12 protein-coding genes and 1 tRNA gene are annotated in these 22,841 nt (G+C 39.4%); 5 read left to right on the top strand and 8 right to left on the bottom strand.

The genetic code is table 11. The annotated features are described in order from the left end of the window. The first annotated feature begins 4 nt into the window (after nt 1-4). The 5 genes from CXF65_RS14315 to CXF65_RS14295 all read left to right on the top strand — a co-directional run bounded on the left by CXF65_RS14315 (nt 5) and on the right by CXF65_RS14295 (nt 7,771). Complete coding sequence (locus CXF65_RS14315) at nt 5-673, top strand: hypothetical protein (protein ID WP_101212733.1); 669 nt, start codon at nt 5-7, stop codon at nt 671-673. 70 nt (nt 674-743) lie between these two features. Beyond that, on the top strand, nt 744-1,373 hold the full coding sequence (locus CXF65_RS14310) for a hypothetical protein (RefSeq protein WP_101212731.1): 630 nt from the start codon (nt 744-746) through the stop codon (nt 1,371-1,373). 254 nt (nt 1,374-1,627) lie between these two features. Next, entirely contained in the window at nt 1,628-2,191 is a 564-nt protein-coding gene (locus CXF65_RS14305) for a hypothetical protein (protein WP_101212730.1), read from the top strand. Next, on the top strand, nt 2,191-4,515 hold the full coding sequence (locus CXF65_RS14300) for a hypothetical protein (RefSeq protein WP_101212728.1): 2,325 nt from the start codon (nt 2,191-2,193) through the stop codon (nt 4,513-4,515). Before CXF65_RS14305 ends, CXF65_RS14300 begins: the two co-directional genes overlap by 1 nt. Further along, complete coding sequence (locus CXF65_RS14295; protein ID WP_101212726.1) at nt 4,508-7,771, top strand: site-specific integrase; 3,264 nt, start codon at nt 4,508-4,510, stop codon at nt 7,769-7,771. The genes CXF65_RS14300 and CXF65_RS14295 overlap by 8 nt, the downstream gene beginning before the upstream one ends. An 85-nt stretch (nt 7,772-7,856) precedes the next feature. Here CXF65_RS14295 and CXF65_RS14290 read toward each other — a convergent pair whose 3' ends face one another. From CXF65_RS14290 to CXF65_RS14255, 8 genes are all read right to left on the bottom strand, one after another. Continuing rightward, nucleotides 7,857-8,528: a hypothetical protein gene (locus CXF65_RS14290; RefSeq protein WP_101212724.1), complete on the bottom strand. Its 672-nt coding sequence runs from the start codon at nt 8,526-8,528 to the stop codon at nt 7,857-7,859. Continuing rightward, complete coding sequence (locus CXF65_RS14285) at nt 8,518-14,754, bottom strand: hypothetical protein (RefSeq protein WP_101212722.1); 6,237 nt, start codon at nt 14,752-14,754, stop codon at nt 8,518-8,520. The genes CXF65_RS14290 and CXF65_RS14285 overlap by 11 nt, the downstream gene beginning before the upstream one ends. 31 nt (nt 14,755-14,785) lie before the next feature. After that, nucleotides 14,786-16,057, bottom strand: coding sequence for a tyrosine-type recombinase/integrase (locus tag CXF65_RS14280; RefSeq protein ID WP_101212720.1), 1,272 nt, complete (start codon nt 16,055-16,057; stop codon nt 14,786-14,788). Nucleotides 16,058-16,228: 171 nt separating this feature from the next. Further along, nucleotides 16,229-16,305 (bottom strand) — tRNA-Ile (locus CXF65_RS14275). An 83-nt stretch (nt 16,306-16,388) separates the two neighbouring features. Next, nucleotides 16,389-17,195, bottom strand: a complete 807-nt coding sequence (locus CXF65_RS14270; protein ID WP_101212718.1) for a pteridine reductase — start codon at nt 17,193-17,195, stop codon at nt 16,389-16,391. Between the two features lie 33 nt (nt 17,196-17,228). Next, a complete protein-coding gene (locus tag CXF65_RS14265) occupies nt 17,229-18,431 on the bottom strand; it encodes a tRNA nucleotidyltransferase (protein ID WP_101212716.1) in 1,203 nt (400 codons plus the stop codon). Between the two features lie 166 nt (nt 18,432-18,597). Next, complete coding sequence (locus CXF65_RS14260; protein ID WP_198552018.1) at nt 18,598-20,940, bottom strand: NADP-dependent malic enzyme; 2,343 nt, start codon at nt 20,938-20,940, stop codon at nt 18,598-18,600. Between the two features lie 354 nt (nt 20,941-21,294). Continuing rightward, on the bottom strand, nt 21,295-22,761 hold the full coding sequence (locus tag CXF65_RS14255) for a protein adenylyltransferase SelO (RefSeq protein ID WP_101212713.1): 1,467 nt from the start codon (nt 22,759-22,761) through the stop codon (nt 21,295-21,297). Nucleotides 22,762-22,841: the final 80 nt, after the last annotated feature.

Below are 22,841 nucleotides of genomic sequence, written 5' to 3'. Positions count from 1 at the left end.
CATTATGAACAAAAAAACGTTTAGTCTAGGTATCATGCTTGGTTTGTTACTAAGTGCTCCCGCTATAGCTGCCGATTATAATAGCTTCTTAACACCAAGCTCTTTGGGTAAGGATGTTAAAACTTTGAGCAGTCAGTATAAGCTTGGTCTAAAAAAACAGAATGGTAGTAGTTATAATAATAGCGATGCTTACGATTGCAACGTCAACGTGAGTGTCAATAGTCGTAACCTAATAACGCATATTAAAATCTCTCCAAACACTGAAAAATGTGATTATAAAGCAACCTCAAGTGGCGTTAATTTCAATTCGAAAACGACTAAAGCAGTAGATATTCTTAACCAAGCTAAGCTTAGCGATATTAAGTTTATACCAGGATGTTTTAACTGTCCTTCTCGTATTGAGTTACCTGACAGTCTAGTCGTTAATAAAGATCAAGATAACTACTACACCGAGTTTGAGATAGGTGGTTATAACAGTGAGTATCTTAAGTTTATGGGTAAAAAGCTACTCGGCAGTTTTAGCGAAGATGACTACTATCCAACTATGGATAAACTCGAGACCAAGCTTGGGAGTAGTCCTAGCAGCTATAACCGTAAAGACTTCAAGCTTAAAGCGATTCAAACCTATGATCTTCAGCAGCAACCATGGAACTATGCTATTGGCCTTAAATAGCTGAGCAAAAAAATTGTCTGATGACAATATAGTATTTAAATAACTAATAAAGAGATGGAGAACTACCAGTATGAGAACGATAATAAAAAGTCCTTTGCGAACCATAACGCTGGCAGCAATAGTGAGCGCAGGCTTAGCTTTGTCAGGCTGTAGTGAGATGAATACAGTCATGACCGATTTGCAAAATGCGACCACTTCGGCTATGCCCAGTCAAAGTACACCTCAAGTTAGAAAGGTATCACCAAAGCCTACCGAAAAGCTAGATTTAGTTGGACTAGTCGGCTGGTTTGAAAATAGCTGTGGGTTTGATGAAAGATATAATTTTTTTAAAGAAACATTTATGGGAGAACAGTATCAATCTGGGGTAGGTTCGGTCGCTTATGTCAAATCTGATTATCGTAAGAACCTGCCAGCTGCCATTAATAATGTTATTAAAAACATCTCTGTAGTACAAGATAATCAAGGCGTACATTATTACGTTGATTTTATCAATGCGACTTATCGTGGCTACGACTTATCACGCTTAGAGCTGTTTTATCAGCCTGAGACTGACTATATCTATGATGTACTCTACTTTAAAAATAATAACTTTATAGAGCTAAAGCCAATCTTTAAGACCACCACAGATGATTTGGATAACCTTCAAGGCGGTGAGTTTAATGTACAAAATCGTTCGGTAACGTGTTATTTGGGGTTATAAGTTAATAGCATAGCTTTGCCCCGTCACAATCGACCAAACCCCAAGCTTAACCTTCTTACCTAATAAAAGTATAAAAATCAATAACCTCTTAAAGCTATATTCTTTATAGTTTCAAGAGGTTTTTTTATGCCTAAAATAATACTAACTGCTTAATAATACTAATTATTTTACGATGTTAAGCCCCACAACACTAAAGCGTTTGACACCTAGATGATTATTGGATAACATGAATTATATTCACTGTTATTATTTATATGATGAAAAATAATAAACTTAAGGTTGGGCAAAAACTTGCCAATCCTAGTAAGGATGATTTATATGTACATCCGTATGCTAAAGCGCCTTTATGTGTCTGGCAGAGATTGAGACCTAAAACGACTTATATCAATATGAAGTCTTTGGACAACTTCTACCGTCCACCACTTCGTTTGATTGATGGAGAGGACGGTACTTTTTATTTCTTTAATGATTTCCAAAGAGTCGATCAGGTCTTAAGGTTCGAGAGTAGTAGTGATTACCCATGTTTAATAATTCCTGAAAGCATTAAAGATGTTCAGCAGCTCGCATGGAGGGATGTTATAGACTTAATTTTCTTGAAAGGTATTCACCATCCTGATTTGTTTAAAGCGCTTAAAAGTACGGCGCCTCAAAGTGTTATATGTCAGCTTATGGGGGTTAAGCAACTGACTGTAAGAGAGTATTGCCATTTTGCAGGTATTAGCCAGAGTAGTTATGAATATCGCCAATGTAAGTTTGCACTAGAAGAGCGAGTTCTAGGTATTCCTCAAAGTATGAGCTGGTTGAGTGGTGCACCCTAATGAATATAAAGCAGTTTGATAACAGCGAATTACAGAGGGTTTTAGATCATCTAGTGCCACTGGATTCACCGTACTGTATAAAGGTACAAAGTCTGATTATTAATACTCTTTATATTAATCCAGGCTTTTGCCTACATATCAGTGAACATGCCAACATAGATATGCCAGTATTTGCATCGTCTGAATGTGAAGCTATTGTCAGGGAAGTCGTCAAAGAGAAAAAGATCGAGGCTTGGGCAGTCACTTATATGCTGGTCTTGTTTTACCAGAGGTATGGCCAAGCACGTAGGGATGATGAAGCGTGGCAGTTTATGAGTGCATATCTGCAAATAATTATTATGATTGCTATACGTAAGGATGAGCACTCTGCCAAAGTCAGTCAGCTAAGTGTGCGTCTAAGGATGGGGTTAAAGGACAATAACCCACAATCTGAGATTGTTAAAAAACTGATTAATATCCATGCTCAACATGTTTCACTGACGAAGGCACTAGCAGCATTACGCGTATATGAGGCTAAGATAAGAAGTGATGAAGAGTCAGGTAAAGTGGTTAATCAAAAGTTGGCTGGTAAAATTGGTCAAATAAGACTTGCCTATGAAGTTGTTGCAGAGAATAAAGCGTTTGTGGGTAAAACCTATACCAACTCACAAAACAATGAGCTTAGTAAAGAACACTCTAATAAGCGATACCTTGATTGTACTGATGAACCATTAAGAGCAACAGTATTTGGCAAACCCCATAAAAATGATAACGTGGCGGACGCTGAAAATACTGCTGATGATGACCCGCCTGCGCTCTTAGATAATGATTTTAAGCCTTCCAGGACAACCGCTAAATCCTCAGAATTACAGCAATGGAAGCTAAAAAACAATTATCGACATGCCCGCCGTAACCAGTTTCATTTTCCTACTAATCTACGTCAACTAAGTCTACTGAGCTATCAGATGTTATTTGCTCGGGTGTGGCAGCTTTTTGGCGTTGTTAGCTATAAACAGCGTCAGGTTTATGCGGTCATATTACTATCACTACTAAGTGGTCGGAAGATTCAAGACGTGATTTATGAGTTAGAACTGGATAAAAGTCAGCGCAAGTGGTTGAGTCATGAGAGCGGTTCGGCTGCTGATAGTTATGCTATGAGTAATACTATTAACGTAACTTCAAATCGTAGAAGCCACTTATTGCCACATCGTCAAAGCCATGATAATGAATTTAAATTACCTCTGCCAGCGAGGCTACAAGCAGTTATTGAAAATAAGTTTTCGGTGGATGGCAATGAAGTGTCTGAAGTGCTGGCAAGCTTGAAAGTGAAACTAGAGCTACCGGTGTTATCAAATCAGCATATTGACGCTTGTTTATATACAGTTATAAAGAATGAGCTGCAAGAGCCATTACATGCCGACATGATTACTGGAGTTGATGTGAAACACAGCTCGCCCTTGTACTACACCAGTATTGAGACAATAAGCTTAGAGAAGACTTACTACAGCGCCATACAACTATTGACCGAATACTGTACTGCGGACAGCCAAGGTGAGCTGCGACAGCTTAGTATGTCTAGCACGAAAAGCAATCGTTATAAAAAATATATTGGTAGTGACATGACTTTAAATATTGATATCTGCCAAAGATTTTTTGATGAGCTTGCTGAAGCAACTGAGAGTTATAACGGTCGATTAAAGCGGAACGTAAGCATAAGGCAGGACCGTTATATTGAGCAGTTTAATGCTTATGGTGTCTGGTTATGGCACATCATCTTTATTCAGACTGGTATTAGACCCGTAAAGCATGCGCCTGGGCTTTTAAATCAATTTGATTTTAGGCAAAGGCTGTTATGGGTGTCGGATAAAGAAGAGCGTCAGGGACAAGGGCAGGGAAGGCTTATTCCTCTTAGTGATTTCTTAATCACAGCGATTCAAAATTATATTGAATATATCAAGCAATTTGCGGTCATGCATAATTCTATATATCCCAATGACCAATTTCCTATAAATAAAATTTTGAACTCTAGTCAGCCACTCATTCAGCTATTTAGCCAAAATCCCAAAGGCTTTAACGGTATCACGCCTAGTAAGGTTCGCTATCAGATAAAGCATTTTTTTAGTCATCAAGATAATTGGCTAAGACACCAATTACGTTCACTACTAACGAATAGGTCTCCTGAGCATTTGATCTGCGCCCTATATGGTCATGAACATCCAGATCAGGAGGCTATGCATCCCATGTCGTCATTATCCATTAATGAGCTAAAAGCGTTATCCGCTGACTTAGAGAAAGTTGCAGTTGCGCTTAATCTACGACAAGTTGAGGTGAATATATATGGATAATGCCGTTGCTCATCAGTTAAGAGAAGAAAATAAAAGCAAGAGTCATGAGAGTATCAAAAATGAGGCAAAATTTTTGATAGCTGCGTATATTGATGACAATCACATACTCACAGGAACAGACCTAACTGAATACTATCAAACCATTGGTAGCATACTTGAGGTGCATTTTGATACTGCGCATAGCTATCACTTAGCCAGACAAGGATTTTTAGAATACATACGGAGTTATAACAAATCTCATGAACTGAGTATGGATGAACCAGTTGTGCCAGTCATAGCAGAGCGTGATCATTTAACAATATCCTATGATTGGATGGTAAGTGGTGCTCAAGTAAGCCTTGCTAGCCAGCAAATAATTGAGATATGGCAACGGAAAAGAAGGTTCTCAAACAATGATTTGATTGAGTCAGTGCTCTACTGTAGCGTGATGTATGGGGGATTGAATGACATAGATGTGTTAAAAGCACTGTATCAATGGCTCCTAGGCGAACGTGACATACATCAATTGAAGGTACCAGCAACTGATGAATTACCAGATTCAGGTGTCAGCAGCGAGAGTTTGGCGCTAATCTTGCTCAGTATTGATGATGACAATTACGGTTGTTCTTATACGCAAAGTCATACCTCAGAGGATGTATCTGCTACAAGCTTACAGCGCTATGTAGAGTACATACCTGATGATATGACACTTTGCTTTTTATACGCGCTAAAAGATAAAAAGTTAAAAAAAGAAGATGTGAAGTCGTTTGAAACCATTATCAGTGATATTTGTAAGAAGCTAAAACTACAAAATAAAGATAAAAGTAAACCGCATTTATCACAGTTAATAAAATACGCTGACTATCATTGGCGGCAAATGAAAGGAGGCGATATAGACACTGCACTGGCTATTGTTAGACAGGGCAAGATTAAAACGACGGGCTTAACCACAAATAAGCTTATTAATTATAATCAAGAGGTGATTAACTCAAATCTACAGCCGCTCACTTGGGAAGAGTTATTTGTAGCAAGCTTTTCAGAATCTGACGAAAAGGGTACCAATAGTAGGGAGTATCCAAATTTTAGTAAGAATCTCATTAAAGAGGTTCAAGATGCCCTTAAAGGCAGTAAAGCATCAGCTATTATGCAAGTAGAGTTGTTACAACAGGGGTTTACCCAGCCTAATGCCATGCGTCTCTTAGGATGGGTCAGAAGCTTGTTGAGTGATAGTAACAACAGGTTAGATACCATTAGTAAATATCTGGGATGTATTGGTCGGGATTGGCTGATGCTAACAATGGATGAGAATCTTGATGAATGGTCTGGTGAGGACTTTGAAGCTGTATATGAGGAGATCATTCAAAGTAAGATTAAGGATGGAAGAAAGCAGTCTATTTTAAACAAAGAATCAGACTTTGGCGAAGACAATCTAGATACGGATGATGATTTAGTTGGCTGTGCAGACGATGTGTTAAGTCAAGGTAGTCTCAATGTCTTGAATAATGTGTATTTAAAGAAAAATAAAGTTTCATATCTGGATAAGCTCAAAGATACTCAAAAATTTACTTATGGCAGACTACGAGCTTTCCATGATTATCAGCGAGCGCACTATAATGCGCCATTTGTGTATTTCCCGTGGGGTAATAAACGCCAAGTGGTAAATGCGAACATGATATCACCTCGGATATATCTTGCGATGAAAGAGTATCTGGTCAACTCGGATTTAGGCGATGAACAGAAAAACCTGTGCTTAGTAGTCTTAAGTCTTGCGTATCGGACAGGGTTGCGAATCAAAGAACTTATCGGTGTTAAAGTTCGTGATATAGCTGACATCTATATTGATGAGCATGGACAACGAATAGAGCAGCCACAAATATGGTTAAGACCAAATCGCTATCGGAGATTGAAAAGTAGCAGCGCAAGCCGCCTTATACCCATTAACTGCCTACTTAAGAAAGACGAGCTAAAACAACTTATTCAGTTATATCGTCAGCAGAAAAGATTGAAGCGTCGTTACTTGTTTTCTCAAGGTTCAGGCGATCAGCCATTACCCAGTGTGGTTTTTAGTAATCTCATGAAGTTAATTTGGGACAGATTGCTAGGAAAGCACGACTTCACATTTCATAGCTTTAGGCATACTGCGATTAGTCAGCTGGCGTTAGTACTAAGTAAGTCGCCATTGGCACAGGTGATGACTGATTATGATAATGAGCAGTGCGAAAAAGTAATAAAAGGCGTCCTTGGCTATCACAAGGATCAAGGCTCCTGGTTTGGGCTGGCTAGCTTTGCAGGGCATTTAACGTGCGACACAACCTTCGAGCATTATATTCATACTGCTCATCTGCTGGCAGGGGAACAGCTCAGTAACGCTTACTTAGAGCTACCTATAACCGTTTTAGACTTAATAACAGGACTAGATTATTCTGTTATATATAGACAAGACAAAACTGCTTATGATGCAACGACAAAGACGGTGCAGCTAAATAAGATAAGATCATATTTACTTAAAAAAATAGCTATTAATAAAACACCATTATTTAAGAACGTAGATGAACCTGATAACAATACTAGTCACCAACTGTTGAAAGGTAATTTGGATGAACTTGAAGAGTCGAATACGAGTTCAATTTTCATTCATCCTAAATATGCGGACGTTATAGGTTTTCTAGAGGAGCTACAGAGGCTAAACATAAATTCTCGAGATAAACTGTTACCTGAAGTTGCTATTAGACATGGTATAAGTCTAAATGAATCTAAATGCTTATATCTGCGCGCTAGTGAGCTGTTCGACGATGATAGGCTATTATTAGGTAGGCCTAAAGGTAGTAAAAACCAGGAAGTAATCATTAGAGCATTAGATAGGGCATATCAGATGTCTATAAAGGATCCTGAGAAATTGAGAATGTTTATTGAGATATTTACGGATAAGCATAACTTAAATAACTCATCGATTCATTTCGGTATTAAGGAAACCCAGCTGAAGATGCTACAGAGTTTTATGCTGTTAGGTTGTCAGCTTATTGATGCCAGTCATTGGCAGGTTAGGGCATATAGCGAGCAAGCTGTAAGTGATATTAAAAAAGACTTCAGTCTGAACAGCTCAATACGTGTCGGTGCTCGTGAAAACTTCCACGGCTATGAGGTAAGGGTAGTACAGAAAAAACGTAAACACTCTGACAAAAACTTGGCTACCACTGATCACTATTATGCATCATCGGGGGTGCTTAAATATCTAGGGTATCTTTTGATTGTGTTAATTAAACATGATGATAGCTAGTTAACAATCATTGTCGTTGCAAGTAGCAGCTATGAAACAATTAAGTTCGAGTAATTAAATTAGGGGCTGTCCTAGATAAGCAAAATTATTTAGGTTTATTATGTGAATCAACATCTAAGCTATCTAGCTCAGACCTATATTCTTCAATTACAGACTCCGCTGTATCGATAAAGACAGTTAAGTTTTGAATGCGTTCTTCTATATTTTCAATTTTATCTGTCTCTACTGTCTCATCACCATAAAACCTACTTAAAAAGGATTCTGGAGAGTTAAAAGCTTCAATAGACTCAATGAGTTTCACAATATCACTGTTTTTATCAGCAATATCGTTAAGGTGTTTTAAGACACAATGTGACATGACTACTTTTGACGATTTGTCAATAGCTAACAGTCTTTCTTGCCATCCTGCTTCGCTAACTTCAAGTGTGTCTTTACTATCATAGGGATTAAAAAACGAGCTAATGGGTATAAAGGACTGAGGGCTTATCTTCTCTAACGTATCAATAAGGGCTTGGTTTTTCTTAAATAAACTATCTTCATCTGCTAAGCAATATCTTAAGCGCCAAAACTCTAAAATTATTTCTTTAATTTCAAGTTGAATGGTTTTTGTCTCGTCGGGATTATTACATTCTTTTTCTTTATCAAAAAGTTCAGCTAAATAGTGAAGCATCCATCTTTCTAAAGTATTGGTAGAGCTTTCAAGCCCATATTCTTTTATAAGGGTCTTGCCTAACTGCTTCAGTGAGTTAATATCCATATAGTTCGCTTTCCTTAGTGATTAAATATGCTTTTTTACTATTAGGAATATACCCAAACTCCTTGTAATAATCCTCCTCCTTTCCATGTCTTGAATGAAGTCGATGTTCACCTGAAAATGATACTATTAAGTTCATATTTAAAGCTTTAAGCATACTGATGAGAAAATGCTTAGAAACGAGCATTTTAGTACCACGGGAGTACTCTTGATTACGAGAGCGCAAACGCCCCCAATAAGACGTTCTAATAACTTCACTACCATTTTTATCAAACCAAGTCTTACCAAGTGAGTCACAGCTTATGTTCATAAGTTCAATAATACTGTCAGTAGGCTTTAGACTTCTATACTCAATAGATGCTGACCAAGGGTCTTTCTCGAAAATGGTATTATCGAACCATTCAGATTCTGTTATAAATGATGTTAAATTAAAGATACCGTTGCCAATGTTAAAGTCATCGCCTTGTTTTGGTAAACAATAATCGCTAGGGTCTGTGTAAGACTGCAACGAACGTAATAAAGCAAAAGATGTCTTAGGATTTACTAAGCTTGAACGCATGTTAAAACTTTTTTCTTTTCTATCAAGTACTTCTATCCAACTACCCCATATGGGTAACCAATCGTTATCAAAATTTAAATGTTCATCAAAGTCGCTTGATGACATACTGTACTCCCAACTTGGACTATTCTGCTCTATACCAATATGCCACTCGGTCGTTCGTTTAGGTGTAGGGTCTCTATAGTTCGATAGCCAAACGCCATTCAGCAATGTAAAATCATACTTCGATAGCCAATAAGAAAAGGTGTCCCAGTCTTGTTGAACTAAGGGCCTTTTATTTAGCAATATATCTGCCGCAATCATCAGTGAATGATAGTTTTTATAAAATTCTAAATCTTCTACTTCTGGTGCTGAGCCATGACTATGATTTGTTGCTTGCCACTCATATATTGAAGATGAGTGTCTATGATCTGTTAATTTATTCGGATTATTAAACAAGCTATCTTTGACAAGAGATACTTCATAGTAGGCATATTTGGCATGTAAACCAAAATGTTCGCCAAGAGGCTCAATCCAATAAGGTCCAAAATCAATACCAAATGAATCTACTTCAGACTTATCGATATTCTGATATTCATCTAAATTAACAGCTTCTTTTTCTATAACCTCAAAATTTGAAGTTCCAATTGACTCGTAAGCTTTTACTTCAGTCAGTGTTAAACTAATAATATCTTGCTCATGTAGGTTCAGAAGAATTTTAGCAGAATACAAACGGATTAAAATGTGAGGTTTATCTGGATTTATATTAGACTTGAAGAAGTCAATATAAGGTGCTATTGCGCTGGTGTGTCCATTAGAAACCTTTAAAAAAGCTATGAGCAACCATTGAAGGGCAGTATAACTGTAACAACTGAAACGGTTGTCTATAAAAGCTTTATTAGCTTGAGTGTCTATTTGGTTTACTAAAGCATCTAATACGGGTTTTTGTTGGAGCTCTCCCAGTACTTTGACAGCATGAGCATTAAGCCAACGTGTATAAAGAAATGGTGAGGCTAGCCCTGAAACAAGATAACCTGCATAGGCTTCCTCAATAGTATCTGGAGGTATCAAGTGAGCAAGCCACTCACCGTCAGATATATCATCAGATAAATCTTGTTCCAACAAGGTTAAACCATATTCTAATACGTCTTTTGAGTCTCCAGGATCGATGATTTTACTAATCATGCTTACCATGTTAAATAGTTGGTCACTATCTAGAAGTTCCGCACTTTCTGAACGCCCTAATAATACCTGTCCAAGTAACTCACTCTCTGGGAGATTAGATATTAAACTCATTACAGTAATTAACTTTAAGTCACCATAGCGAAGACTGATAAATAGTTCTAATGCATGCCTGCGACAATATACTTTGAATTGTTCGCTAAAACATTCTCTTACGGCTTCACGTCTTTTCCATTTATCAGGTATTGTTTTCAAAATAAAGTTTAATCTATATATTCCTATTTTTGGATCATTTAAGGTCGACTCTATATAATCGTAAACGTAGGCATTGGACAGCCTATTATGAAGCTCGCTATAGTATCTATCATCTAATGAACTATATTCTTTAATACTTAGGTATCTATCTTGAGCTGATTGATAATCGTATTGGCTATCTAGTTGATCGTCGATAAAAACGCTGCCCCAATCTATACTCTCGACTGTAGAGCTACAATCATAGCTGGAGTCTTTTGATTTCAATTCATCAGGCTCATAGGTATCTAAAAACCGTTGTATTTCATCTATTTGTAGTGAGTAATTATCGTATAGCTTTTTAAGTATAGTTATATTGTTTTCAGATGGATTAGGTATAACTTGATATTGATAGACTATAAGAATCACAGCCTTTTGGATTTCATTATCTAAACTATTAAATTGAATACTATCTAATATTTCTTTTAAATAAGAACCTGCTTCTAAGCAAAGCAAGGAAAGAAGTGCTAATGGTGAGATAAGCTTATGTTCTAAAAGCTTTTCTCCTATTGTATTGATTACTAATTCATCTTCTCCAAAACGTCTATCACGCCATCTACTTGCAATAGCTAAAGCTGAATTTGGATGGATATCAACGAGTGCTTTAACGGTTGCATCCCAGTTAAAATGGTCTTCGTATATATATTTATATGTGAGCTCAGAACATCTAGCGAATCTGTAGGCTAGTTCAGGTTGTTCACTATACATTAACCCATTGGTATTAGAAGCATGATAAATTAAAGCTTCCCATCGAGAAAAGTTTTCATCGCCAATCTTACTACTGACTTCTATAGCTTTATTAAAATATGACTCAGCCTGCTTGGTATCTAACGGTAGTATTGCTCTCGCAACTTCTACAATATCGTCCAGTATCTCATTTGCATTTACTTGAGCTTTAATTGCTCTCTCGAAGTTTTTTTGGCTCAAATCGTAAGCGAGTTCTTTAAGTTCAGAATGCTGACAGCATATTTTTGTAAACTCATTTAGGGTTCTAGGAAGTAATGTAATTTTCCTAATACTTAAATAATCAAATAACTCCTGTACTAACTGTTTTATGTTTTGACTATTAGTAATGATAATTTTAAACCATGCCCATACAATGTCTTCTGCCATACTACGATTAAAGCGATATTCATCTGTCTTAGGGAGATAGGAGTCATTTAAAACCATAATAATCGACTCTTCAATACCTGAAATGGTTGACGTAGATAACAGGCTATCAGCTAACAATTTATACCAAGGAATTAATTTTTCAATATTATTGGTAATTTCATTCAGTTCAGATGAACTGTTAGATTCTTCGATTTTTTCTTTAGTGTCTTCGTCAATAATGTCTTCTATTGTTAATTCGCTAGCTTGCCACTTAGCTAATAATGCATAAGCAAGCATATATATTGATTTTTCATAGTGACCACGAGTATCTTCAAGTTCATAAGGGAGTCTAGTTGGCATATAACGAGATAATACATCTGAGGCAGTTATGTTATTACAGACTCCAGACCTATAACAGGCAAGTAGATAGTTCGTTATGGTATTCAAACTTATAGTTTTAATACCATCTTCCAATTTAATCAAAACGCCTTTACGACTTATAATTTTGAAAGATCTTGATAAATATTGAGCGGGAATATCATAGTTATGTTTAACGGTTTCGTTTACTATACCCAATGTGAAATAAATGTTATTGCTGGCATGTTGTAGCATGGACTTTAAATCTGCCAACTTGTTGTAAAGTAGAAATTCCTGTGCTACTTGAGTTGCTACCACATAGATTACTGATTTTGGTTTCCATTTATTCAGCCAAATTAAGCTTTGTTCAGCGCCATGTATGTTGAAATGAGCAATAAATAGCCGCACAATATCTTTATCATCAACTCCTGTATGATATCTTTCATCTTCAGGTTGCTTGAACAAGCTATGAAGCCAGTCTTCAGCTACTCGAAGTTTACTTCTTGCTTCACTCATTAAGTTTTCTTTATATGAAAGCAGTTGCGCTTCATAGGCGAATTTTGCACCTAGCCATTTATTTTCTAAAGTGAAAATATCGTTAGCGATTAACTCTTGTAACTTGTTATCATCAAAAAAAACTGAAGCTAAGTCTAAATTTTCTGCTATTAAAGCATTTTGTCGGGTTTGAGCGGCACTTTCACCCCCAGCCATTAATGCTAGCTTAGCAACATCAACTAACCTATTAAGCTTAATGCCTGCTTTGATTGCAAATTGAAGCCGTTGTACTTCAATGTGTCTTCTTTCTAGTGAGGAGGTTTCATGTAGAAGTTTAGAGCTTAAGACTGCATCGAAAAGATCTTCATATTCCTCAGCCTCTAGCATTAGCTGTGGTAAAACTGAGGCAACATAATGTGAGTCGCTAACCAGAGGTTTGAGCGTAGTGATATAAGCTCCAAGTTGTTGACTGTCTTTGGGACGATACTTGTCTCTAAACCAAGTTTCTGTTGGTTCATCAATAAATTGGATATAATCATCTAGTAACCGAATGGGATGTCCACCAATATCTGCGATAAAGCTTCTGATTTGCTCTTCAGGAACCTGTGATATTTTCGCGAGTACCTCGATAGGTAGTAGAGGTCTAAGAATCGCAATAGACTCACACAGCTTGTCTATTTTGGCGCTCTCAATAAAGTTATCTTCTTTAATCTTATCGACGGCTGCTTCTAATAAATCACTTATAGTGTCTTCAATGCTTTTAGGGTTTGTACCGAAGAAGCGTAGGGTTTCTGGTAAGCTTTGCTCTTTTGCCAGTGCCATATATTGGATACGTGGATTTTGAGATGTTAGTCTGTGAAATTCCGACACATCTGCAGGCGATATTTGATCATAGTGTTTTTCTAAATTATGCTTAGTCTCTTCAAGAGTAAAGGGGTTTAAATTCAGTAACTTAACTGCTGAAGGTGCATCAAGTAACGTCAATCTGTAGGGTCTACAGAAACTAATTAATTTGACATTGTCAGGAAAAGATTCTTTGATTAAGTCTTTAATAAAAGATCTGACTTCTCCAAATTCTTCAGCTGCCATTTGAGCGTTATCAGCGGCATCAATCACAATCGAAAGGATTGCGTTAGGGTTAATGTAGCTAAGCTTCTCTGCGGCTTGCTCAATTCTTGATAAAAATGCTTTAATATAATCGAAATCTGTAGCTGAGGAGCTTGGAATTAAAGGATGGGATAACCCTTTTGCTGCTAGTTCATTAGCTATTTGAACCAAAGCTGTCCTGTGAGTATGCCTTAAAGTTGAGGTGTTTCTATAATCCCCATCTCCAAAACAATCGTAAACAATAGAGATTGAATCTTCAGGTAGGTATTCATGAATGTGAGAAGCAAAGATAGTTTTGCCAACACCACCTTCTGCTTGAATTATAAAAACATTGAAATTATCATCAATAATCTGGCTAGTAAGTTCTTGCTCTTGATCACGTTGAATAGGGTTCTCAACTGTCTTAATTAGATTTTTCACTGGAAACAGAGCATCTTCATTCGTATTAAGCGTTCTTAAAACGTCGATTTTATTAATAGAGTTGCTATTTTGACTTTCGCTTAACGCCTTTCTCGTGATTAGCTCTTTTAAGCTAATAGGGGAGTGTGCGTCAGAACCAGCGAGATAAGTCGCGGTTTCTGAGGCAAGAATATTACGTTGTTCCCAGTAATCGTCAGCAGTGATATCAAAAGTTATTAATTTACAAAAGTCAGAGAGATGGTGACCGTTTAAGCCTGTATATAGCTCAAGTTTTCTTTGATTAGTCAGATTAGTAGAGTGCCCTAAAGCTACTTGTTTGATACTCTCATGAAAGCCTTCATTAATAGATCTGTTCGATACGAATATAAACTTGAGCTTAGCTTGGGCTGATTCTTTACCAATAACCTCAATAAGAGCTTTGTAGCGGTCGCTGAAACCTTTTATCGTATTTCTTAGTTTACTTGGGTCAAAAGGAGTTTCTTTACTTTTCGTCGTATGCTTTAGCTGATAATATTTTATGCTATCAGCTGTCTCAAAACTTTCTCCGCCATAATATTCAGCGACGTCAACCACATATTCTCCATCAGAAACATGCTGGTCACCTAGCTCAACAGAAGAGACTCCTTCTATCGTTATTAGCTTTAATTTGGAATCGGACTGTAGCAGTAATAAAGCTCTTCTTGATGCCCATAAATAGTGAAACTGGTCACCATCACGGCTTGTTCTGACTAAATCAGTTGACGACATTTTAAAGAACTCTTTTTGGGATTTTAGTAGGTTAGTAATATTTACTGATTATTTCAGCTTGTGTCAAGCAAGCATGCTGACAATAGAAAGACTCTATTGAGTTTAAAGCGTCTCTTAATTGGCGCTGTGATACTTGAATATACTGTAGAGTGACATCATCGCTCGATTTAGCTTCACGATGATTGAGCAAGCGTTTAAGGACTGGATAGCTGATATTTAAGCTATTGGCTACTGTGCCAAAAGTACGACGCAAGTCATGAGGCGTAATATATAGGTTTGCTTGATTACCTATTGCTCTATAACTACCACTTAAATCTTTTATATGGTTGTCGCTGGCTTGCAAGTCACTTGGGAATACCCATTGCTTACCAGAACTAATTCTCCACCTTTCTTCGAGCAGGGCCTGTAAAATATTACTAGTAGGCATATGATAATCAGAACCATTTTTGGTATCTTTGAATATTATCCTGCCCGCCTTAAGGTCGATGTCAGACCACTTTAAAGACTGTGCTTCGTTTAAACGCACACCAGTGAACATAAAAAGTAGCATGATATCTCGTGCATTATTGCTATGAGGCGCTTGCATGTGTGAGCTTCTATCAACATAGTTTAAAAGCGTTTTTAGGTACGTACCTAAATATTCTTCTTCTATATGTTTGGTACGTGGCTTAACTCTATTCCAATCTTTCTTTGCATTAAGTATGCGTATAGGTTGCTCTTTGATTAAAAAGTCTTCGTCATCATCTAAAAAGCTATCACGGCAGTAATTCCAAACTGATCTCAGAGCTCTCATAGTTGCATTAGCCTGAGCTTCGCTATGCTTACTTATCTCTTTATGTTTATCACTTATCATTGACTTAGTAATATCATTTAGAGAGATATTTAGCCAGTCTTTCAGCTTATTTAGTATTTGACGATCATAAGTGGTTATAGTGCCTTCGGCTAAGCCCGTCTTTGTTGATTTGAAGTAGTCATATGCCTCCTTGAGAGTTGGTACGCTATTAGTCTTATTTTTCGGCTCTTCCAAGTTCTCGTGAAGACCATCATAAACATGCATACCTTTTTTTATATTTGCCATCATTATGCTGGCTTTTTCACGTGCTTCGGTTAGCGTAATCAAGTGTGTTTCTTCTACTTCATCTCGATATAGCTTTCCATTTATACGCTTATGTAATGTATAGCGTTTAGACTGCTTACCTACACGTAGCGCAAATCCAGTTAATACATCATCCATATAGATATCAGTACCTTTAGCGGTATAGTCTATTGAATCAATAAATTTTTTGGTAAGTCTAACCTTCATATATCACCCATGCAGCAGTACATAACCATAGTGTTAGTAGTTATCATACTTTAATTACTATAAGGGTCAAAGTATCAAGATAGTATCAAAAAATTAATTACATAAATGCGTTCCCATAAATTTTAGACAATAAAAAACCCTTACGAGTCAATGACTGCAAGGGTTTGAATATGGTGGGCCCAGTAGGACTTGAACCTACGACCAAAGGATTATGAGTCCTCTGCTCTAACCAACTGAGCTATGGGCCCTAACGGTAGACGCACAATGATACCTGATTTTTTTTATTTTTCAAGTAAAAGTTAGCAAATCGCGTAGAGTATTTGACGGCTTGTTAATAACTGCCACCGGCCAGCGTCAAACTACGTCCACCATCTACCGCGACTATCTCGCCGGTTACATAACTTGCTTTAGCCAAATATAGCACACTATGCGCAATTTCATCAGGCATTCCTATTCTTTGCATAGGAATGGAGCTAACGATGCTTTGTTGTTGCTCATCATCAAGCGCTTGATCGCTATCAGTCTCAGGCAAAATATTGACTCCAGGGGCAACGCCATTGACACGTACATCAGGTGCCATATCGAGTGCGAGAGATTGTACCATCATTCGGTGAGCGGCTTTCGCCATGTTATAGATGGTATAAGTGCTGAATGGCTTATTGTGTGCATGGATATCGAGTAGGCTAATGATGCAACCTTGCCGTGCTTTAAGATAGGGATATAACGCTTGGCTTAATAGTAAGGGCGCTTTTGCATTAGTCAAAAACAATTCGTCCCATTGCGCGTTTTCGATACTACCAAGCGGACTCGGATAAAACCGTGACGCATTATGTACCAGCACATCGAGCTGACCAAAACTTCCTATGATATTTTGGATGAACTGGCTAAGAGCCGAGCTGTCATTAACGATTGCCAAATCAGCGACGATTACCACGGCACTATCGGCTCGATTTTCATTTAGCTCATTGGCTAGGGTATTTGCTGCATTCTTACTATGATGACAATGGATAATCACCCGATAGCCCTGATAGTGTGCGGCACGAATAATAGCGGCACCAATACGCTTGGCGCTGCCAGTCACCAGCATCACTGGTGCAACAGTATTTTCTGTTAAAGATATCTTAAGTTTTTGATTCATAGTTAGGTTTTAATAGACATTGAAGAGTGATTTCTAAGCCATCTTTTCAGAAGGTATTGATGACATATCGTGCGCTTGTAAGTGTTCAATTCTGGCTTGTCGCAATGCAGCACCAATCGCTGGACCTTTGAGGTCTGATTCGATATCTTTGACGCCAATAGCATGGAAGCTGCCTAGAGCTAACATCATCTCACGGTGCTGAGAAGCGAGCTGTAACACGTGACTGGTTACTAGCAGTTGCGAGAGCTTATCAGGCTCTTTATGAGCACTATAGGCTTGAATAAGGTCTATTTTTTCGCTCGGGCTCAACTCGTTTATACGCTTTAATTTTTCGCCTTGTTGCACGAATAAAGTCGCAAACTGAGTTTGGGCTTTTGGTATTTTGGCGGTGTTGCCTATTTCAGTAATGGCTTTTGTGGCAGACATCGTTTCACTGGGTACTAAACCGAATAACGCCGGATTAAGGCTCGACAGTAATAACGCCCAGCGTTGTGATAAGTTCAATTGCATTTGACCCGCGAAATACAGTGCGGTCTGTACCGTCTCTCTTATGTGACCGTTAATGCTCCACGTCTGATGTAAGGGCGCAAAGTATTCTGTTAAAGCATCGATTTCGAACAGTTGCTGCCAGTATACCTGAGGAGAGACCTGCATCATTGCACGGCTCGATTCTTGCCAAATGCGCTCGCTACTTAAATGTGTTAGTTCGCCCGAGCTGACCAACTGACGCATCAATTCCAGTGTTTCGCCAGCGATGATAAAGCCCAAGTCATAATACCGTCCATAAAAGCGCGCGACTCGCAGAACACGTAATGGGTCTTCGCTAAAAGCACTAGAGACATGACGTAGGGTTTTGCTTTTTATATCATCCAGTCCACCATAGTAATCGACCACTTCGCCACTGATAGGGGTGGCGTCAGTGAGGCTAGTAACTTCGATTGCCATGGCATTGACGGTCAAGTCGCGACGTTGTAGATCGTCTTTTAAGCTGATATCAGGACTGGCATGAACACTAAAGCCTTGATAGCCTTGACCTTGCTTACGTTCGGTACGAGCTAGCGCATACTCTTCATGACTGGTAGGGTGCAAAAACACAGGAAAATCTGCGCCGACTTGTTGAAACCCAGCAGCTATCATCTCAGCTACTGTCGCCCCAACGACGACGAAGTCTTTGTCTTTGATAGGACGACCTAACAGTCGATCACGTACTGCGCCGCCGACGAGATAAACTTGCATAATATTCCCTAGGTATTGACCCAATTGGCATTCATAGCATGAATAGAAGTGGTACTGAGCAAAAAAAACCAGTCAATGCTTTATTAAAAGCGTTGACTGGTTTTAGTATAGCAGACCGTCGCGATAAATAAATTATAGCGACGGTCTCAATAGTGTACTCATACTATCATTGAGCTTCGTCCTTTAAATCCTGAGCTTCATTCTCTAGATCTTGAGCTTCCGTCACGGCAAGCGCAGTCATGTTGACCACACGACGAGCGGTAACTGATGGCGTTAGGATATGGACTGGTTTATTCGCACCGAGCAAAATAGGACCAATAGAGGCGCTACCAGTTGCTGTTTTGAGCAGGTTAAAGGCGATGTTTGCTGAATCAAGCGTTGGCAAGATAAGCAAGTTTGCGGCACCTTTTAATGGGCTTGATGGCATATCTTCTAGACGAATCGCTTCGTTCAGAGCAGCATCACCTTGCATCTCGCCTTCAAAATCAAAATCAACATTCATATCGGTTAGTAATTGATACACTTTACGCATTTTGACCGCGCTGGCACGGTTTGAGGTACCAAAGTTAGAATGTGATACGAGCGCAACACGTGGCGTGATCCCAAAGCGGCGTAATTGATTAACGCCCAGAACGGTCATTTCAGCCAGTTGTTCAGCTGTTGGATCTTCATGGATATAAGTGTCAGCGATAAAAATATTGCGATCTTGCATAAGTACGGCATTCATCGCATAAAAATCTTTGACGCCTTCTTTTTTGCCAATGACGCTTTGTACGTAGTCTAAATGCAATTGATAATGGCTAAACGTACCACATATCATACCATCGGCATCGCCATTTTCGACCAATAGTGAGCCGATTAATGTGGTCTTGCGACGAACATCACGGCGGGCAAGTTCAATACTAACGCCTTTACGCTTGTTCTTCTCATAATAACCCTGCCAGTACTCTTTATAGCGTGGGTCGTCATCTTGATTGACGATAGTGATGTTCACGCCATCTTTTAGACGCAAGCCCAGTTTTTCGATATTGGCTTCGATAACTGAAGGACGACCAACCAAGATAGGTTGCGCCAGCTCTTCGTCGACGACGACCTGAACCGCAAGTAAGATGTTATTGTCTTCGCCTTCACAATAAACAATGCGTTTTGGTGCGGCTTTGGCACGAGCAAAAATAGGCTTCATGACGAAGGCTGAGTTATAGACAAACTCAGACAGACGTTGACGATACGCCGCAAGATCTGTGATAGGGAGCGTGGCAACACCGGAATCCATCGCCGCTTTGGCAACCGCAGAAGCGATTTCAATGATTAAGTTTGGCTCTAGTGGACCGGGGATTAAGTAGTCACGACCAAAACTTTTCATCGATTCGATGTTTCTTACGTTTGTGGTCGGTGTCGCTTCAACGTGCGCCATGGCAGCAATCGCACGTACACAGGCAACTTTCATCTCTTCATTGACAGTTGTGGCACCGACGTCTAATGCACCGCGGAAGATGTAAGGGAAACATAAGGCATTGTTGACTTGGTTTGGATAATCCGAGCGACCAGTTGCCATAATGACGTCTGGACGCACAGCATGTGCCAACTCTGGCATAATTTCTGGTGTGGGGTTGGCAAGGGCAAATACAATAGGGTCTTTTGCCATACGACGAACCATATCTTCTGATAAAGTTCCTGGCATAGATAGCCCAAGGAACATATCGACATCATCCATCACTTCATCGATAGTAGTCGCGGTCGTGTCACGAGCGTAGCGTTGCTTTGTTTCGTCAAGGTTTTCACGGCTGGTGCTAATGATACCGCGTGAATCTGACACAATGATATTGTTTTTATTGACACCAAGTGCACAAATAATGTCTAAGCAAGAGATTGCTGCTGCGCCAGCACCTGAACAGACGACTTTGATATCTTCAATTTTTTTGTCAGTGATAATCAACGCATTGAGCATGGCAGCGGCAACAATGATTGAAGTACCATGTTGATCGTCATGAAATACGGGAATGTTCATGCGCTTACGCAATTCACGTTCGATTTTGAAACATTCTGGTGCTTTGATGTCTTCTAAGTTAATACCACCAAATGTTGGCTCAAGAGAAGCGACGGCTTCGATGAACTTATCTGGATCGTTTTGGGCAATTTCAATATCAAAAACATCGATACCTGCAAACTTTTTGAATAGAACGCCTTTACCTTCCATCACTGGTTTTGACGCCAATGGCCCGATATTACCTAGACCCAGTACGGCAGTACCGTTGGTGATGACGCCGACCAAGTTGCTACGCGCTGTATACTTGGCAGCCAAGGCTGGGTCTCTTTGAATTTCAAGACAGGGTATGGCAACACCTGGTGAATAGGCGAGTGCCAAATCACGTTGATTGGCCAATTGCTTGATAGGCGTAACTGAGATTTTACCCGGCCTTGGGAACTCATGATAATGGAGGGCAGCTCGTTCAAACTGCTCTTTTTCCGTAGTAGGGTTATCCGTATTCAAAGTGATATCGTCATTCATAATAATTGCCATGGTTGGAATAAATTGGAATAGATTAAATGGTGATAAAAAAAACTAACGCCTAACCCTCAAAAAACCATGAGATATGATGAGAAGAGGGTAAAGTCACACTAAAAAAATAAGTATCGGCAAAAGATAAGTATCGGCGCTTAGATAGCAGCGAAAAAAAGCAATCCTGCAAAATAGTCATTCTAGCATTATTGGCATTTCACTGCCTAGTCAACAGCTGTGAATTATGCGAATAATATAATTAAATGATATTCATCATTTAGCCCGTTGATAATGCCAAAGATTGGAGTCAAATATCAACCCCATTCCTATTATGTTTCAAAATATTACAGTATAGCAGGCTTATTAAGACGAACAACTAATGGGCATTTGCGGTGCATGAGGCGTAGGCGGCTTACTATCCAGTTCGATAGCGATATCTTGAACATTATAAGGGTCGGCGAGTAGCTCGAACACCCGATTAACTTCTTCAAATTGACCTTGTTCAGCGGCAGTAATGGCACGCTGAGCCATGCTATTACGCAGCACATAAACGGGATTATTCTCTCGCATGCTATCGAGCGCTTGTTTGACAGACACTGACCGTAATTGGGCCAGATAGCGCGTCGACCAATCTTGCCAAACTTTACTTGCCTCATCGGTGAGTTCTGCTGTCAGGGTAGACAGTAGCTGCTGCTCATGAGGATAATCATCTGGTGCTACGAGAGCCAATAATGCTCTAAAGCTATTGGTATAATCGAGTAAGTTATCTTCGAGCAAGGTGAGCCATTCAAAGGCCAAGGTTAAGCTCTCTTTTTCGTGCGGCAGACCGAGCTTACGGCACAGTCCCTGTTGGTAGTGCTGCATAAAGGTCGCCTCGTAAGGCGCCAAACAGTCAGCCAATGTCTCACGGGTGACTCCTTCTAGGCGCATAAAATGCGGTAGCCAAGTATTGAGATTCCAATGTCCGATAGCAGGCTGATTTTGATAAGCGTAACGCCCAGTATGGTCAGAATGGTTGTTAATCCACGCCGGATCGAAGCGCTCCATAAAGCCAAACGGCCCAAAGTCTAAAGTGCTTCCTGTAATGGATAAGTTATCGGTATTCATCACGCCATGAGCAAAGCCGATTAGCTGCCAGTCCGCAATCATTCGTGCGGTACGCTCAACCACGGCGGTCAAAAATGCCAACACGGGTGTCTCGCTTTGGCGGCACTTTGGATAGTACGTATCAATCATATAATCGGTAAATTCATTGAGTAAATCAGGGGCGAAGCTGGCAATCCACTCGACATGACCTAAGCGAATATGACTGTCAGCCACCCGCATCAATGCCGCACCTGCTTCCACACGCTCGCGACGTACCCGAGTATCTGAAACCACAAAACCCAAGGCATTGGAAGACGGGATACCTAGCTGAGTGAGGGCATGACCACATAAATACTCGCGAATAGTACTGCGTAACACGGCGCGCCCATCACCCATCCGCGAATAAGGCGTTAGGCCGATACCTTTAAGATGTAAGTCTTGCAACGTATCATTATTATCGAGCACTTGTGCCATCAGTAAGCCGCGCCCATCACCCAATTGGCCTGCCCATTGCCCGAACTGATGACCCGCGTAAGCCATGGCTAAGGGTTCAAAATCTGCTGGCAAGTATTGACCACCGAGTATCTCAACCCAGCGCGCCATTAAATCCTCATCATCTGCCCAGCCCAATTGCTGTGCCACCTGCAGGTTGAAGTGACCAATCCGTGGATTTTCTAGCGGTGTAGGAGGTTGTTTGTGATAGAGACGTGTGTCTAGATTGACGTAGGTGTTTTGATAGCGCATACAAGGCTTTCCCATCGGCTGATAAAATCGAATTATAAAGTGAGTAACTTACTATAGCATAGCCTTACCATTGCAGCGTT

Source organism: Psychrobacter sp. Sarcosine-3u-12 (assembly GCF_002836005.1).
GTDB classification, from domain to species: Bacteria; Pseudomonadota; Gammaproteobacteria; order Pseudomonadales; family Moraxellaceae; genus Psychrobacter; species Psychrobacter okhotskensis.
The sequence above is the reverse complement of the archived record's forward strand: the minus strand, read 5'-3'. Positions and strand labels throughout refer to the sequence as shown.